We start from the raw sequence: 15,410 nt of genomic DNA on the forward strand, positions 1-15,410 counted from the left end.
CTCCACTGTACGGCGGCGCGGAAGAGGCCTCAGGGCGATGACGAGGAGCGTTACTCGAACCGGACCGCCAGCAGCACGACGTCCTCCATACCCTCCGCCGCGTCCAGCCCGTCCGGCAGCACGCTCCGCAGGACGTGGTCGGCGAGCGCGCCCGGGTCGTGCCGCAGCGCCCGCGGCACTCCGGCGGCCGCCGCGTGCAGCCGGGCGAAGGCGCGGTCGGTGGCCTCACCGGTGCGGTGCAGCAGCCCGTCGGTGTACAGCAGAACCGTCTCTCCGGGCTCGGCGAGGATCTCCACGCTCGGCGCCTCCCAGCAGGCGAGCATGCCCAGCGGGGCGGAGACCGACGTCTCCACGAACTCCGTGCGGCGCTGTCCGATCAGCAGCGGCGGACTGTGCCCGGCGCCGGCCAGCGTGATCTTGCGGGCGGCCGGTTCGCAGTAGCCGAACAGCGCGGTGGCCGAGCGGGCCGGCTCGGTCAGCCGCAGCAGCAGCTCCAGGTCGGACAGGACCGCGACCGGATCCTCCCCCTCCATCACGGCGTACGCGCGCAGGGAAGCCCGCAGCCGTCCCATCGCGGCGACCGCGCTGGGGCCCGACCCGGTGACGGAGCCGACGGCGAGGCCGAGGGCGGCGTCGGGCAGCGGCAGCGCGTCGTACCAGTCGCCGCCGCCGCGCGGGCCGGTGCGGTGCCGGGCGGCGAGCTGGACGCCGGACACCCGCGGCAGCCGCGACGGGAGCAGCTCGTCCGACATCGTCGCCATGGCCACGCGGGTGCGCTCCAGCTCGAGGAGCCGGGCTAGGTGTTCGGCGGCGTACCGGGCGTACAGGCCGATGAGGTGGCGCTGTCGCTCGCCCGGCTCGGCGGGTTCGTCGTAGAGCCAGACGGCGGCCCCGAGGCGGCCTGCGGTCCCGGTGGACAGGGGGAGGGCGTAGCTGGCGGCGTAGCCGAGCCGGGCCGCGACCTCGCGGTGGCGGGGATCGAGCCCCTCAGCGGCGAACAGGTCGGGCTCGGCGATCCCGTCCTCGCCGCCCGGCGGCCCGTCGAGGATCCGGCCGTAGGACAGGGCGCTGCGCGGCACGGTCTCGATGTGGCCGAGGTCGGCGCGGGCCAGGCCCAGGCCGATGGTGGTGTCCGGTCCGAGGCCGTCGCCGGGTTCCAGCACGACGAGGCCGCGCCGGGCGCCCACGAGGGCGGCACCGGCCCGCAGCACTTCCTGGAGCGCTTCGTCGAGCGCGGCCGTACGGGCCAGACGCTCGGTGAGCTCGTGGAGGGTGGTGAGGTCGGAGACCCAGCCGGCGAGACGGTCCTGCAGCACCGCGCCGGGCGGAGCCGGGGGGTTTGCGGGGACAGCCGGGGAGGTACCCGGCGCGCCGGGCGCGACAGTGTGGGCGGGTGCCGGAACCGTTGAATCGATTCCGGCCACTTTCGGAGGGTGCGGGGCGTTCATGGCGTCCGGCCTTCCGACCGGCGCGTACTGCTCAAAAGCATCGCAAACCCCCATGTCATTCTGCGCCGCCAGCAGTGTCTCCACATGTACACGCACTCGTGAGGAGATGTCCAGCATTGTCCTGCCGGGATTCCTGGTGTCCGTGAGGTCGGAGGGAGTCACTCTCCTTCCTCTTACAGAAATGTAAAGTTGGCCTAAAACTGCCGCAGGGGACGGCTTATTGCGGTCGACTGGGCTTGCTCGACGGAGCGTCACGACGGTCGTGATGGGTACGTACTCGGTGAAGGCCAGGGGTGGTTGGGAATCACCCGGAACCTGGCGACGGACCCGGGCGTCCTATCCACCGACGACCGTGCCCCATCCTCCCGTGGCGGAGGCGGAGAGAAATACGCGCGACGGCAAACGCCATACTTCGCCACCCCTACGCCAGGCCCGTGCTTTTGATACACGCAGTATGGGCGGGACGGCCGCGGAGGCAGTCAAAGCTCGACCCATAGGGGTTCCCCCTGCTCACGGCAGGGGTGTGATGCGCCAACAGGTACGCACAGTGAAGTGATCGACACATGTTGTGATGTGGACCACGGTGTTGCCAGGCGTGCAACGGAAAGGAACGAGCGCTCATGCGCGAGATCCTCGGAAGGCGACGCAGGCTCCTGTCCAAGCGCGGTGACGGGACGCCTGAGCTGATCGGCGCGGCCCTGACCTACGCGACGGAATGGCAGTGGCCCGTACTCCCGGGCGTGGCGGCGGACCCGCAGGGGCTGGGCCGCTGCGGCTGCCCCGACCCCGAATGCACGGTGCCCGGCGCGCACCCCTTCGACCCCGGCCTCCTCGCGGCCACCACCGACGGGCGCATGGTCCGCTGGTGGTGGGGCAACCGGCCCACGGCGCCGATCGTCATGGCCACCGGCGGCAAGGCGCCCTGCGCGGTGTCACTGCCCGCCCTGCCGGCGGCCCGTGCCCTCGAGGCGCTCGACCGCATGGGCATGCGGCTCGGCCCGGTCGTCGCCTCCCCCGCCCGCTGGGCGATCCTTGTGAAGCCGTACTCCATGGAGCAACTCGGCGAACTGCTCTACGCCAAGGACTTCGTGCCCGGCTCCCTCCGATTCCACAGCGAGGGCGGCTATCTGGCCCTGCCCCCGTCCGAGACGGGCCAGGGCGAGATCCGCTGGGAGCGGGCGCCACTGCCCGGCTCCGCCTCGCCGTGGGTGCCCGATGTCGAGGCCGTCGTGGACGCCGTGGTCGAAGCCCTCACTCGTACGGGTGTGAGCGCGCCCGAGTTCTAGGACCGTCGGGCGCGCCGGGCCCGGCGTCGGCCTCGGGGCGTTAAGTTCCGGGGTCATGCCGCGTCATGCCCGGGGCCGCTCCCGGGACCCCCGAAAGGCCAGACTGCTCGCCCTCGCGGGCGTCGTGGCGGTGTGCGCGGTCGCGCTGCCGCTGGCGGTGGCGTCCGCGGGATCCGTACATTCCGTTCGACAGCCCGGAGGTTCGGAGGGCGCCGCCGAACGCGGTGGCCCCGCTTCCGATTCCGTGCAGGACGAGGTACGTCCCTCCCCGGGCGGTTCCTCCCCAGGCGCCGACGGCAAGGCGCTCGGGGCGTCCAGGGGCGCGCCCTCCGCCGTTCCCGACCTGCCCACACTCGGCCAGGGCCTGGCGACCGCCGTGCGCTGCGGTCCCGAAGTCTCCTCCCCCGACGGCATCGAGGCGCAGACCTGTGTCGTGACGCAGGGTGCGCGTACCTGGGCGCGGACCTACTACCGCAACGCGACCGGCGAGGCGCTGGACGCCGTACTGACCCTGATGGAGCCCGGCGCCCGGACCGTGCGGATGACGTGTGCGGTGAGCGCCGAGGACGAGCCGCGGACGTGTGAGACGCCCCGGGAGCCGGTGCGCGGGAACCTGGCGGCGTACACGGCGGTCGCGGAGTTCGCCCGGCGGGCGGGACAGGGGCCGCTGCTGTTGCGCTCGGGAAGCAACTCACCCGCGTGGACGGGTAGTTGACGAGCGGCTGCGTTCCGTGAACGGTCGCGGAGACGAAAGGACCCGGTTGCTGGCGACGGGGGATGCACCAGCAACCGGGCTACAGGAACGGTAACAAGAGATCGGCTGTTCGCAAATTCGATCTCGCCCTTTCCAGTCACCGACTGGCTTGTCTCCAGCGGGAGTTGTGAGGGGAGAGCCGTCCGTCCCGAGGCGCGCGGGTCCGGCCGGCCGGGGCGGGCGCCCGGCCGGACCGGGTGGCACACGTCAGCTGAGCGTGACCTGCCGGTTGGTGAGGCCACCGCGGGCGCGGCGCTCGTCCGCGGTGAGCGGCGCGTCCGTGGCCAGAGCGGCGGCGAGGCGCTCGGCGAACTCCGCCGCCGGCTTCTCCACGTCCTCGGCCGTGACCCCGCTCGGCAGGTCCCACACCGGCACCGTGAGCCCGTGAGCGCGGAAGGAGCCCACCAGGCGGGTGCCCTCGCCGAGGCTGGAACGGCCCGCGGCGTGCAGCCGCGCGAGAGCGTCCAGAAGCTGCTCCTCGGCGTGCGGCATGACCCACCGCAGATGGTTCTTCTCCGGCGTCTCGCACCAGTAAGCGGCGTCGACGCTCTGGAGCTTGACGGTCGGGATGGCCGCGGCGTTGGCCCGCTCCAGGGAGGCGGTCACCTCCGGAGTGGCGTTCTCCGTGTCCGGGACCCAGAACTCGAAGCCGCTGTGCACTTCTGGCTCGAAGGTGCCCTCCGGGTCGAGCAGATCCTGCAGCCGCGGACCGTCGGCCGGGGCGCGGCGGCCCTGCACGGGCGTACCGGGCTGGGCCTCGAGGGCGCGCTGGAGGGTGTCGGCGAGGTCGCGGCTGATGTCGCCGGACGAGGTGTCGTTCTGCAGGCCGAGCAGGACCGAGCCGTCGTCGCGGCGCAGGGCGGGCCAGGCCATCGGCAGGACCGTCGCCAGAGTGACCGCGGGGACGCCCTCGGGCAGGCCGTCCTTGAGGGGCAGTTCGACCGTGGCCGCCGGGACCAGCTCGCGCAGGGCCACCCAGTCGCACTCGCCGGGCAGGCCCTCGAAGGGGCGGTGCACCAGCTCGGTGGCGGCGTGGGAGGCGGCCCGGCCGTGACAGGCCTTGTAGCGGCGGCCGCTGCCGCAGGGGCAGGGCTCGCGGGCGCCTACGACGGGGACCTCGCCATCCGTGATCTGCGGGCGCTTGGCCTTCGTCTGGGGTCGCTTCTTGGCCATCGATGGGTCTCCCGGTTACGGCTCGTCTCGTACGTTCGCGAGCCTAGCCGTTCGGGCCTCGGGCGACGGGACCCTGTGGACAACACTCGGTCCGGTGCGGCGTACGGGCGCCCGGTCCATGTCGTCGAGCACGAACGCTCAGTCCTTGCCGTCGAGCACGAACGCCCAGTCCATGCCGTCGAGCACGAACGCTCAGTCCATGTCGTCGAAGGCGTCCGCGAAGTCGAGCCCGGGTATCTGGGACACCGCGGGGGCCGCGACGCGCGTCACGAAGTCGTCGCGGCGGTGGCCCGCGTCCGGGTCGTACACGTCGTCGTGGACGATGACCCACACCGTGACCTCGCCGCGGATGTCGTCGCGGACGCCCCAGTCGTCTGCCAGCGCGGTGATGATGTTCAGCCCGCGGCCGCCGTGCGCCGTGACCGACGGGGTCGCCGGGGCGGGGCGGGTCGGGCCGCCGCCGTCCGTGACCTCGACGATGAGCCGGCCGGCCGGGTCCACACGCCACGCGGCACGGACGTCTCCGTCACCGGACAGGGCGTCGCCGAGCGGCCTGCCGTGTTTGCACGCGTTGCTCAAGAGTTCGGAAAGGATCAGTACGGCGTCGTCGATGACCGAATCCGCTACGCCACCGCTGCGCAGCTGCGCACGCATACGGTGCCTTGCATTCCCCACGCCCGCAGGGCCATGGGGTACGGCCATGCTCGACGACGTGGGCACCTCCTGTGCCACCACCAACGCCACCCCCGAGACCTCCTTTGCCCCACGCCACGGTGTGGATGCCCCATTGGCCTGTACCGGAAACCGGCCAATCAACGTCCTGTGACGCATTCACCACGATCGAATACGGACCGAACGCGCCGGAGCACTCCCCGTAATCGATTGGCTTGATTTCTTCGGTGTGGCCGAGACGGGAGGATCCCGCCCGTCAAGGTGTGGGGTCAAGAGGTGTGCGTGGGTCCGGTGGGATTTGTGGGGTCGGACTCAGCGGCCGAGGCGGTCCAGCACGGCGCGCGGACGGTTGGTGATGATGGCGTCGATGCCGAGGTCGATGCAGAGATCCACGTCCTCCGGCTCGTTCACGGTCCATACGTGCACCTGGTGGCCGGCGCGCTTCAGGCGCTCCACATAGACGGGGTGGTTGCGCACGATCCGGATCGAGGGTCCCGCGATCCCCACGCCCAGGGGCAGCCGCCCGTCGCGCAGCCGGGGCGAGACGAACTGCGTCAGATAGACCGTCGGCAGGGTCGGGGAGGCCGCCCGCACCCGGTGCAGCGAGCGGGCGGAGAAGCTCATCACCCGCACCTGGGACTCCTCGGCGGCGGCCGGGGCGTCGAGACCGAAGCGCTTCAGCAGGGCCAGCAGCCGTTCCTCGACCTGTCCCGCCCAACGCGTGGGGTGCTTGGTCTCGATGGCCAGTTCCACCCGGCGCCCGGCGTCGGCGACGAGTCCGAGCAGCCGTTCAAGGGTGAGTACGGAGGTCGCCTCGCGGTCCTCCGGGGGGTGCTCCCAGTCGGGCTCCTCGTCGCGCCCCTTCCAGGCCTCGCGCGTCTTCCAGGAGCCGAAGTCCAGGGCGGCGAGGTCGGCGAGCTCCAGGGCGGAGACCGCGCCCCGGCCGTTGGACGTACGGTTGATCCGGCGGTCGTGCACGCACACGAGGTGGCCGTCGGCGGTGAGGCGCACATCGCACTCGAGAGCGTCCGCACCGTCCTCGATCGCCTTGGTGTAGGCGGCCAGGGTGTGCTCCGGGGCGTCCTCGGAGGCTCCGCGGTGGGCGACGACTTGAATCACATGCCGGCGTGCGTGGGTCACCGCGTCATGGTGCCACCGAGTCCGGGTACGCGTCCGGTCGTACGGACCCGACGGATGCGCAGGCCCGTACGGAGGTGCTGGAATTGCATACTTTTCACCAGTAATGACCTATATAAAGAATGGCCGCGGACCCACAGCCACCGCTTATGGTGCTCTGACGTCCCGTGGGAAAAGCTGACGGCATACAAAGGGACAAGCACAGCTGTATCGCGCCGGACCGTCGCCAGCGTGAAAAGGCGTGACCGAGTGCGTCCCAGGAAAAGCAGCCGTGGATCGAGGAGAGAAGCTGTGAGCACCGAGAACGAGGGCACCGCGGTACCCCCCGCCCCGTCCGCACCCCCCGTGCCGGTGGATGCTCCCGCTGCTCCGGCGCCCCAGGGGCCGTACGGGCAGGACGCCCAGGGGCAGGCCGCCCGTGGAGAGGGCGCTTCCGGCGGTGCCGGTCATCCCGGCGGTTCCTCCTCCGCCCCCGACCCCTCCTGGCCGCCGCCCCCGCCCCCGGCCACCCCGTCGTACGGCGACGGCGGTGCCGGTTCGTCGTACGGCGACGGCGGTGCCGGCTACGGAGCGGGTGGCTGGGGTTCCTCCTACCAGCAGCCGGCGCCGAAGCCCGGCCGCGGCCGCAGCGGCCTGGTCGTCGCGATCCTGGCGGCCGCGCTGGTCGCGGGCGGTCTGGGCGGCGGCCTCGGCTACACCCTGGCGAAGAACAACGACGAGAACTCCGGCTCCACGACGGTCTCCGCCTCCACCAGCGGCGGCGACCTCAAGCGCGACCCGGGCACGGTCGCGGGCGTGGCCGCCAAGGCGCTGCCGAGCACCGTCACGATCGAGGCCGAGAGCAACAGCGGCGAGGGCGGCACCGGCACGGGCTTCGTCTTCGACAAGCAGGGCCACATCGTCACCAACAACCACGTGGTGGCGGGCGCGGTGGACGGCGGCAAGCTCACCGCGACCTTCCCGAGCGGCAAGAAGTACGACGCCGAGGTGGTCGGCCACGCGCAGGGCTACGACGTGGCGGTCGTGAAGCTCAAGAACGCCCCCTCCGACCTGAAGCCCCTCACCCTCGGCGACTCGGAGAAGGTGGCCGTCGGCGACGCGACCATCGCGATCGGCGCCCCCTTCGGACTGTCCGACACGGTGACGACGGGCATCATCAGCGCCAAGAACCGCCCGGTGGCCTCCAGCGACGGCAGCGGCAGCCAGGCGTCGTACATGAGCGCCCTGCAGACCGACGCCTCGATCAACCCGGGCAACTCCGGCGGCCCGCTGCTGGACGCGCAGGGCAATGTCATCGGCATCAACTCCGCGATCCAGTCCACCGGCAACGGCGGCTTCGGCACCGGCCAGTCCGGCTCGATCGGCCTGGGCTTCGCCATCCCGATCAACCAGGCCGAGTACGTCGCCCAGGAGCTGATCAAGACCGGCAAGCCGGTGTACGCGAAGATCGGCGCCTCCGTCTCCCTTGACGACAGCTCGGACGGCGCGCAGATCACCGACCAGGGCGCGGGCGGCGCCGCACCGGTCGAGCCCGGCGGCCCGGCCGCCAAGGCGGGTCTCAAGCCCGGCGACGTCATCACCAAGCTCGACGACCGGGTGATCGACTCCGGCCCCACCCTGATCGGCGAGATCTGGACCCACAAGCCCGGTGACAAGGTCACCATCACCTACGAGCGCGGCGGCAAGCAGCAGACCGTCGACGTGACCCTGGGGTCGCGCACCGGCGACAACTGATCCCCACCCGCGCGCACCGACCCGTTACCCTTGTCCCCGCGCCGCCGATCACCGGCCGGCGCGGGGAGGCGTGCCCGAGCGGCCGAAGGGAACGGTCTTGAAAACCGTCGTGGCAGCGATGTCACCGTGGGTTCAAATCCCACCGCCTCCGCGTGGCTGAAGTGTTGCGGGTGAGAGGGGCTGCCGAGCGTGCTCGGTGGCCCCTCTCGCGTGTTCGTCGCGCATGCGTCGTGTGTGTCGTGTGTTTCGTCGTGAGAGGGGGCGCGTGAGCCGGCGCATCGTCGTCGTCACCGCTGTGCACGGCCCGTCGGCCCGGTTTCTGCCGGAGGCCCACAGATCCCTGTGCGAGCAGCGGCTGCCGGAGGGCTGGGAGTGGCACTGGGTGATCCAGGAGGACGGGGCGGGCCGGGACGTGGCGCTGTATGTGCCCGAGGACGCCCGGGTGACGTTCCGGCAGGGCCGGGCCGGTGGGCCCGGAGTGGCTCGGACCATCGCGCTGGCGCATGCCGAGGGCGCGTATGTGAAGGTCCTGGACGCCGACGACCAGTTGCCGACGGGCGCGCTCGCGCGGGACCTGGCGGTGCTGGAGGGCGACCGCACCCTGGGGTGGGCGACGTCGCGCGTGCTGGATCTCCTGCCCGACGGGTCGACGGCCGGGTTTCCGGGCGACCCCGACCAGGGGCCGATCGAGCGCGGGGCGGTGCTCGAGCACTGGAAGGCGAACGGCTTCCTCGCGCAGGTCCATCCGGCGTCGCTGTGCGTGCGGCGGGAGTTGCTGCTGGCCCTGGGCGGGTGGATGGCCCTGCCCGCTTCGGAGGACACGGGGCTGCTGCTCGCGCTGAACGCCGTGAGCCGCGGGTGGTTCACGGGGGAGGTGGGGCTGCTGTACCGGAAGTGGGAGGGCCAGGTGACCGGGCAGGCGGCCCATGTGGACCGTGCCGAGCGAGATGCCCGGATGGCCGTCGTGGAGGCCCGGGCCCGGGCGCTCTCGGGGCTGCGGTGGAGCACTGACCCCGGCGGGGCGCCGGCCTAGGGCCGGAGTTCCGTCTGTGGCGGTGCCGTGCTCACCGGGTCGTGGCGGATGTACCACTCGGTGCCGAGCAACCGCTCGCGCTCGGGTGCCGGGAGGGCGGCGATCAGGCCCGGGGCGGCTCCTCGTGCCACCTCCGTGCGGTGGGCAAGGACGGCGGCGGTCTTCTGATCCAGCCACGGCGTGACGTCGACGGTCGCCGTGATCCGGTCGTCGGGGACCGTGCGCATCGTCTTGCCGGTGGGGGCCAGATGCCCGCCCCACGTCCGGACGGCGGAGTGCGGATGCGTGGCCAGGTACAGGGCGCTCGGCTGCCAGGGCTCACCGGCGTCCGGGCAGAGGCGTTCGAGTCCCGCGGCGTGTACCGCGAGCAGGGTCGCGCGGTGGGTGTGCACATGGTCCTCGTGCCCGGTCAGACCGCCGTAGCCGTCGTGGGTGACGACGATCTCCGGGCGGAAGTCGCGGATCACCGCGACCAGTTCCCCCACCGCCTCGTCGAGCGGGGCGTCGCACCAGCGGGGTCTGCCGGGCGCCGAGTGGGGCACGCGAGAGTCGGCGTGACCGAGCATGCGTGGCTTGCCGGCGCCGAGGATGCGGCACGCCTCGGCCAGTTCCGTGGCGCGTGGGGTGTCCGCCGCCCAGGTCGCGGTGACGACCGCCGTGCGAGCGCCCGCGGACGCGTGCCGGGCGAGGACGCCGCCCGCCACCAGGGACTCGTCGTCGGGGTGGGCGAAGACCGCGAGCAGGCCCGGCAATTGCGATGGCGATGGCGATGGCGATGGGGACGGGGACGGGGGCGGCGCTGGCGACGGCAGTGGCATCGGCAGCGGCCCTCGCTACGGGCGGGCCGGCGACGAGGGCGTGTCAGTGATCGTGATGGCCTGGCTGGGGCACTTCTCCGCCGCTTCCAGGACCGCCGGGTCGTCCGTATGGTCCCGGCCCGGGCGGACGACGCCGAATCCGTCGGCGAACTCGAAGACCGCCGGGGCCCGGTGGGCGCATTCGGCGGAGCCGTAACAGAGGTCGCGGTCGACAGAGACCTTCATGACCCTTCCTCTGCCCAGCGCGCCGCCGGCTGAACCGGCCCGGCTAGCGGGTGCCGGCGGCGGCGAGCCAGTGGGCGACCCGGCGGACGGCGGGCTCGTCGAGCCGTTCGACGAGGGCCTGGACGGTCGTCTCGTCCTCGGGGGTGAGGTCGTAGAGGCCCGCCTTGCTCAGCCCGGCCATGAGGACCTGGTGGCGGCGGCCGGTCATCCGCTCGGCGAGCACGGCCGGTTCGCCGGGGGACTCCGCGCCCGGGCTCGGCTGAGGTGAGGCCGACTGAGTCAGCGGGGTGTCGAACAGGTGCCACGCGCCGTCCTTCGGCCCCCAGAGCGCGACGGTCACCTCGTCGCCCCGCGCGCGCATGGTCTGGGTCATCTCGCCGAGCGCGTACAGCACGGGCGGGCGGTGGGGCGACTCCGCGGCGGCCCGCCAGGACCTCGCGGCCGGCCGGTAGAGCATCGCCACCCAGCGTGGATCGCCCTGCGGCTCCGGGCTCTCGGGACGTGTCTCCATCGCGCTCACCCCTGTACGTCGCTCCGGAAGCGGTAGGTACGGCAGGCGCGACCTTAGCTGACGTATCGTCAGTTATCCAGGGTTGCAAGGCGCGTGACGGCGGGGAGGATCATCGGAGGCGGACCACGTCGTCCGACACCGGTCCCTCCCCTCGTGGGGACCGGTGTCGAACGGTGGAGCTACCGCCGTCCGGCGCGGATGGCAGCGGACGGAAGCGGATGGCAGCGGATGGAAGCTGACCGGAATGGTCCGTTGCTGCTCCCGGATCCTGCCATTTCCGGCTGCCCGCGAGGAGAATCCGGTGCCGGACGGACGGTATTACCGCAGGTCAGCCGTATAGAGTGAGTTTTCCGGTCCGGACGTCCAGGTGTGACAAGTAAGGAGTGGAGACCTTGAGTTCCGACTCGGGGGCACGCACCGCCTTCGCGGAACGCCTCTCACTGCTGTACAAGGAAGCCGGGAACCCTCCCCTCAAGCGTGTGTCCGAAGCGGTCGTCCGGCTCCAGCGGGTCGACGAGCGCGGGCGGCCGGTGAGGGTGTCCGCCCAGCGCATCAGTGACTGGCGGCGGGCCCGGAACGTACCCGCCCAGTTCGCCGCTCTCGCGGCCGTGTTGCTCGTGCTGATACCCGAGGCGCGGCGCTCGCGGCCCACTCCGGTGTCCCCGGGCCTGTACGACCTCGGCCAGTGGCAGCGGTTGTGGGAACGGGCGGTGGCCGACCCGGTCGCGGAGCGTCCCGCGGGGTCTCCGGAGCAGGAGGGGACTCCGGCCGAGGCCTCGCCCGCGCCCGGCGGCGTGTGCCCGTACCGCGGACTGGCCTCCTACCGCCGGGAGGACGCCCGTTGGTTCTTCGGCCGGGAGCGCAGCACGGACGCGATCGTCGCGCAGCTCGGGGCCGTGGCGGAGGCGGGCGGCCTGGTCATGCTGGTGGGCGCGTCGGGAGCGGGCAAGTCCTCGCTGCTGAACGCCGGTCTGGTGCCCGCCCTGCGGGACGGCGCGCTGGGCGGCGACGACGGCGCGGAGCAGGGCCGGGCGCGGACGGTCGTGCAACTCCTCCCGGGCGGTGACCCGCTGGCGGAGCTGACCCGCCGCATACCCGAACTGCGGCCCGTCCTCCTGCCCGAGGCGGGAGAGCCGTCCGAGGCGGGAGAGCCGTCCGAGGCGGGAGACCCGCCTGGCGTCCCGTCTGCCACGGAAACGGAAACGGGACCGGGCACGGGCACGAGACCGGGACCGGGCACAGGAACGGAACCGGAAGCGGGACCTGAGCCGAGGGCACAGCACCCCGACGTCGGCGCCGCGGAACAGGGCGGACCCGGCGTTCCCCCCTCCGCGGACGCCGTCCGTGCCGCCGTAGCCGCCTGGGCGCGGCGCGAGGCGCCCTCCGGTGCGCGTCCCGTCTTCATCGTGGACCAGTTCGAGGAGACGTTCACCCTCTGCCCCGACGAGGCGGACCGGCGTGCGTTCATCGAGGCCCTGCACGCCGCGTGCTCACCCGGCGGTCGGGACGAACCGGCCCCGGCCGTCGTGGTCCTGGGCATCCGCGCCGACTTCTACGAGCGCTGCCTCAGGTATCCCGAACTGGCCGACGCGCTCCAGCACCGGCACATGGTGCTCGGGCCGCTGACCACCGCGGAGCTGCGCGAGGCGGTGACCGGACCGGCCAAGGCCGTCGGCCTGGAGCTGGAACCGGGCCTGGCGGAGCTGATCGTGCGGGAGGTCAGCGCCGACGGCCCGCGCGGGGCCCATGACGCGGGTGTGCTCCCCCTCCTCTCGCACGCCCTGCTCGCCACCTGGCAGCGCAGGAAGGCGGGCCGGCTGACGCTCGCCGGCTATCGCGCGGCCGGCGGCATCCAGGGCGCCGTCGCTGCGACCGCCGAGCGGGCCTGGTCCGGCCTCGACCCGGCGGCCCGCACGGCGGCGCGGCTGCTCCTGCTCCGGCTGGTCCGCCTCGGTGAGGACACCCAGGCCACCCGCAGACGAGGGACCCGGCGGAAGCTGGCCGAGGAGTCGACCGACCCGGGCAAGACCGAGGAGTCCCTGGAGGCGCTGGTCCGCGCCCGGCTGGTGACCCTCGACGCGGAGACGGTGGAGATCACCCATGAGGCGCTGCTGCACGCCTGGCCGCGCCTGCGCGACTGGATCGACGACGACCGGCAGGGCAATCTGCTGCGCCAGCGCCTGGAGGAGGACGGCCGGGCCTGGGAGGAGTCGAGCCGCGACACGTCACTGCTGTACCGGGGCTCCCGGCTGGAACAGGCCCACGGCTGGGCGAGATCCGCCGGGGACAGGTTCCTGACCCGGAGCGCCGTGGAGTTCCTGGCCGCCTCGGTCAGGCTGCGCCGGCGCGTGACCTGGATCAGCCGGGGCGCGGTGGCGACGCTGGTCGTCCTGGCGATGCTGGCCGTGGGGTCGGCCGTCATCGCCTCGAAGCAGCGGGACGAGGCCGTGTTCGAGCAGGTCCTCGCCCAGGCCGACCGCGTCCAGGACACGGATCCGTCGCTGTCCGCGCAGCTCGACCTGGTGGCGCACCGGCTGCGGCCGGACGACAAGGGCGCGAACAGCCGGCTGATCTCCATCGTGAACGCCCCGCTGGCCACGCCGCTGGTCGGCCACACGGGCGCCGTCTACCTCACGACGTTCAGCCCGGACGGGCGGACCCTGGCCACGGCCAGCTACGACCGGACCGTACGGCTGTGGGACGTGGCCGACCCGAAGCGCCCGAAGCCCCTGGGCGAGCCTCTCACCGGCCACACCAGCTGGGTGAGCAGCGCGGTCTTCAGTCCGGACGGCCGTACCCTCGCCAGCGCGTCCGACGACGGCACGATCCGGCTGTGGGACGTGACGGACCCCGGCCGGCCGAAGCGGCTCGGCAAGCCGCTGACCGGCCATGACGGCACGATCTACCTGGTCGCCTTCAGCCCGGACGGCAAGACGCTGGCCTCCGTCGGCGACGATCACACCGTCCGGCTGTGGGATGTGGCTGATCCGCGCCGGCCGCGGGCCCTGGGCAAGCCCCTGACCGGGCACAAGGCCGCCGTGCGCTCGGTGGCGTTCAGCCCGGACGGCAAGACGCTGGCGGCCGGTGGCGACGACGGGGCGATCCGGCTGTGGGACGTGACCGACCCCCGGCGTCCGGAGCGGGCCGGGGAGCAGCTGACCGGCCACACCGCCACCGTGCACTCGGTGGCCTTCAGCCCGGACGGCCGTACGCTCGCCAGCGGCAGCTCCGACAACACCGTGCGGCTGTGGAACATGGCCGATTCACGTCGCCCGGCACCGATCGGTACGCCACTCACCGGCCATACCGGGGCGGTGTGGTCCGTGGCCTTCAGCCCTGACGGGAACATGCTCGCCGCCGCCAGCGCGGACAGCACCGCGAGCCTGTGGAAGGTGAGTGATCCGGCGTACCCGTCGCAGGTCGGCGGGCCCCTGGCGGGCAGCAGCGGCGAGATGTACGCGCTCGGCTTCAGCCCCGACGGGCGCACCCTCGCCACCGGGGCGGGCGACAACAAGGTCCGTCTGTGGTCGCTGCCGAAGTCGGACATGATCGGCCGGACCGGAGTGTTCCGCCCGGACGGGCGGGTGCTCGCGACGGCGGCGCTCGACGGGCGGGTGCGGCTGTGGGACGTGCGGACGCCCGGCAGGCCGGTGCGGATGGGCCGGCCGTTCCGGCCGGACGGCGGTGTCCGCTCCCTGGAGTTCTCCCCGGACGGCCGCACCCTCGCGGTGGTGACGGGCAGCCGGGCGCTGCAGCTGTGGAACCTCAGCGATCCGGAACATCCTGTTCCGCACGGGTCCGCCATCCCCCTGCGCATCAAGTTCGCCGACCCGCTGGCCTTCAGCCCGGACGGGCAGGTCCTGGTGACCGCCTCCGACGACCGCACCATCCAGCTGTGGGACATCCGCGATCCGTCCCGTCCCCGCCGGCTGGGAGCGCCCCTCACCGGTCACAAGGGGTACGTCAACGCCGTCGTCTTCAGCCCGGACGGCCGTACGCTCGCCAGCGGCAGCGCGGACGGCACGATCAGGTTGTGGAACGCGGCCGGTCCCGGTCGGCCGACCCTGCTGCGCGCGCCTCTCAGGGGGCATCTCGGAGCCGTCAACGTCCTCGCCTACAGCCCCGACGGCCGGACGCTGGCCAGTGCCGGGGACGACAACTCGGTGCGCCTCTGGGACATCGAGGACCCCGCCGACGCCTCAGAGCCGGCACGCCTCAGGGGTCATACGGAAGCGGTCGTGTCCCTGACGTTCAGCCGGAGCGGCCGCACCCTGGCCAGCGGCGGCAACGACAGCACGGTCCGGCTGTGGAACGTCTCCGACCCCGCCGGGGCCACCGCGATCGGCCAGTCGATGAGCCCCAACGCCAAGACCGGCAACTTCCTGGCGTTCAGCCCGAACAGCCACATGCTCGGGGTGTCGAGCGGCGCCGACAGCATCCGGCTCTGGAACCTGGACACCGACGAGGCCGTACGCCGTATCTGTTCGATGACCCGGGGAGTTCTGACGCCGGACACCTGGCGTGAGTACCTGCCCCGGCTCTCCTATGACGCGCCGTGCGCCGGCCGGTGAGGCCGGTGTGCGGCAACAGGGCGGACCCGCCCGGCAGTTGAGTGATAC

The 15,410-nt window shown here is 72.6% G+C and carries 12 protein-coding genes and 1 tRNA gene; 6 read left to right on the forward strand and 7 right to left on the reverse strand.

All coding sequences use genetic code 11. The features are described 5' to 3' along the window. Window positions 1-50: 50 nt before the first annotated feature. The gene (locus ACIBK5_RS24145) at window positions 51-1,565 is read right to left on the reverse strand and encodes a PP2C family protein-serine/threonine phosphatase (protein WP_399022463.1); all 1,515 of its coding nucleotides are present in this window, start codon (window positions 1,563-1,565) and stop codon (window positions 51-53) included. A gap of 503 nt (window positions 1,566-2,068) precedes the next feature. Between ACIBK5_RS24145 and ACIBK5_RS24150 the strand changes: the two genes are divergently transcribed. Both ACIBK5_RS24150 and ACIBK5_RS24155 read left to right on the forward strand, forming a co-directional pair. Beyond that, on the forward strand, window positions 2,069-2,734 hold the full coding sequence (locus ACIBK5_RS24150; protein ID WP_399022295.1) for a bifunctional DNA primase/polymerase: 666 nt from the start codon (window positions 2,069-2,071) through the stop codon (window positions 2,732-2,734). Between the two features lie 55 nt (window positions 2,735-2,789). Continuing rightward, window positions 2,790-3,449, forward strand: a complete 660-nt coding sequence (locus ACIBK5_RS24155) for a hypothetical protein (protein WP_399022297.1) — start codon at window positions 2,790-2,792, stop codon at window positions 3,447-3,449. A 246-nt stretch (window positions 3,450-3,695) separates the two neighbouring features. Here the strand turns inward: ACIBK5_RS24155 and ACIBK5_RS24160 are convergent, their stop codons facing one another. The 3 genes from ACIBK5_RS24160 to ACIBK5_RS24170 all read right to left on the reverse strand — a co-directional run bounded on the left by ACIBK5_RS24160 (window position 3,696) and on the right by ACIBK5_RS24170 (window position 6,473). Continuing rightward, the gene (locus ACIBK5_RS24160) at window positions 3,696-4,661 is read right to left on the reverse strand and encodes a DUF5926 family protein (protein WP_399022299.1); all 966 of its coding nucleotides are present in this window, start codon (window positions 4,659-4,661) and stop codon (window positions 3,696-3,698) included. A gap of 192 nt (window positions 4,662-4,853) precedes the next feature. Next, window positions 4,854-5,492: an ATP-binding protein gene (locus ACIBK5_RS24165; RefSeq protein ID WP_399022301.1), complete on the reverse strand. Its 639-nt coding sequence runs from the start codon at window positions 5,490-5,492 to the stop codon at window positions 4,854-4,856. A gap of 153 nt (window positions 5,493-5,645) precedes the next feature. Beyond that, window positions 5,646-6,473 (reverse strand): glycerophosphodiester phosphodiesterase, encoded by an 828-nt coding sequence (locus tag ACIBK5_RS24170; protein ID WP_399022303.1) that lies wholly within the window; start codon window positions 6,471-6,473, stop codon window positions 5,646-5,648. Window positions 6,474-6,761: 288 nt separating this feature from the next. Between ACIBK5_RS24170 and ACIBK5_RS24175 the strand changes: the two genes are divergently transcribed. The 3 genes from ACIBK5_RS24175 (at window position 6,762) to ACIBK5_RS24185 (ending at window position 9,237) form a co-directional block, all read left to right on the forward strand. After that, window positions 6,762-8,204 (forward strand): S1C family serine protease, encoded by a 1,443-nt coding sequence (locus tag ACIBK5_RS24175; protein ID WP_399022305.1) that lies wholly within the window; start codon window positions 6,762-6,764, stop codon window positions 8,202-8,204. Between the two features lie 64 nt (window positions 8,205-8,268). Then, a tRNA-Ser gene (locus ACIBK5_RS24180) sits at window positions 8,269-8,355 on the forward strand. A 114-nt stretch (window positions 8,356-8,469) separates the two neighbouring features. Next, window positions 8,470-9,237, forward strand: coding sequence for a glycosyltransferase family 2 protein (locus tag ACIBK5_RS24185; RefSeq protein ID WP_399022307.1), 768 nt, complete (start codon window positions 8,470-8,472; stop codon window positions 9,235-9,237). On the opposite strand, the gene ACIBK5_RS24190 is transcribed toward ACIBK5_RS24185, so the two are convergent. From ACIBK5_RS24190 to ACIBK5_RS24200, 3 genes are all read right to left on the reverse strand, one after another. Continuing rightward, window positions 9,234-9,989: a PIG-L deacetylase family protein gene (locus ACIBK5_RS24190; protein WP_399022309.1), complete on the reverse strand. Its 756-nt coding sequence runs from the start codon at window positions 9,987-9,989 to the stop codon at window positions 9,234-9,236. The two genes, ACIBK5_RS24185 and ACIBK5_RS24190, sit on opposite strands and share 4 nt — an antisense overlap. Window positions 9,990-10,070: 81 nt before the next feature. After that, the gene (locus tag ACIBK5_RS24195; protein ID WP_399022311.1) at window positions 10,071-10,280 is read right to left on the reverse strand and encodes a ferredoxin; all 210 of its coding nucleotides are present in this window, start codon (window positions 10,278-10,280) and stop codon (window positions 10,071-10,073) included. 43 nt (window positions 10,281-10,323) lie between these two features. Then, window positions 10,324-10,791, reverse strand: a complete 468-nt coding sequence (locus tag ACIBK5_RS24200) for a hypothetical protein (RefSeq protein ID WP_399022313.1) — start codon at window positions 10,789-10,791, stop codon at window positions 10,324-10,326. Between the two features lie 392 nt (window positions 10,792-11,183). Here ACIBK5_RS24200 and ACIBK5_RS24205 point away from each other — a divergent pair, with 392 nt between their 5' ends. After that, window positions 11,184-15,362 carry a hypothetical protein gene (locus ACIBK5_RS24205; RefSeq protein WP_399022315.1) on the forward strand — a complete coding sequence of 1,393 codons (4,179 nt, stop codon included), beginning with the start codon at window positions 11,184-11,186 and terminating at the stop codon, window positions 15,360-15,362. Window positions 15,363-15,410 lie beyond the last annotated feature (48 nt).

The sequence above is a fragment of the Streptomyces sp. NPDC050546 genome (assembly GCF_044457425.1).
In the GTDB taxonomy this organism is placed as follows: Bacteria; Actinomycetota; Actinomycetes; order Streptomycetales; family Streptomycetaceae; genus Streptomyces.

Bases quoted from the DNA above. Each gene is read 5' to 3' on its own strand.
- ACIBK5_RS24200 (WP_399022313.1), bottom strand. From the start codon at position 10,791: ATGGAGACACGTCCCGAGAGCCCGGAGCCGCAGGGCGATCCACGCTGG.
- ACIBK5_RS24195 (WP_399022311.1), bottom strand. From the start codon at position 10,280: ATGAAGGTCTCTGTCGACCGCGACCTCTGTTACGGCTCCGCCGAATGC.
- ACIBK5_RS24155 (WP_399022297.1), top strand. From the start codon at position 2,790: ATGCCGCGTCATGCCCGGGGCCGCTCCCGGGACCCCCGAAAGGCCAGA.
- ACIBK5_RS24160 (WP_399022299.1), bottom strand. From the start codon at position 4,661: ATGGCCAAGAAGCGACCCCAGACGAAGGCCAAGCGCCCGCAGATCACG.
- ACIBK5_RS24165 (WP_399022301.1), bottom strand. From the start codon at position 5,492: ATGCGTCACAGGACGTTGATTGGCCGGTTTCCGGTACAGGCCAATGGG.
- ACIBK5_RS24145 (WP_399022463.1), bottom strand. From the start codon at position 1,565: ATGCTGGACATCTCCTCACGAGTGCGTGTACATGTGGAGACACTGCTG.
- ACIBK5_RS24150 (WP_399022295.1), top strand. From the start codon at position 2,069: ATGCGCGAGATCCTCGGAAGGCGACGCAGGCTCCTGTCCAAGCGCGGT.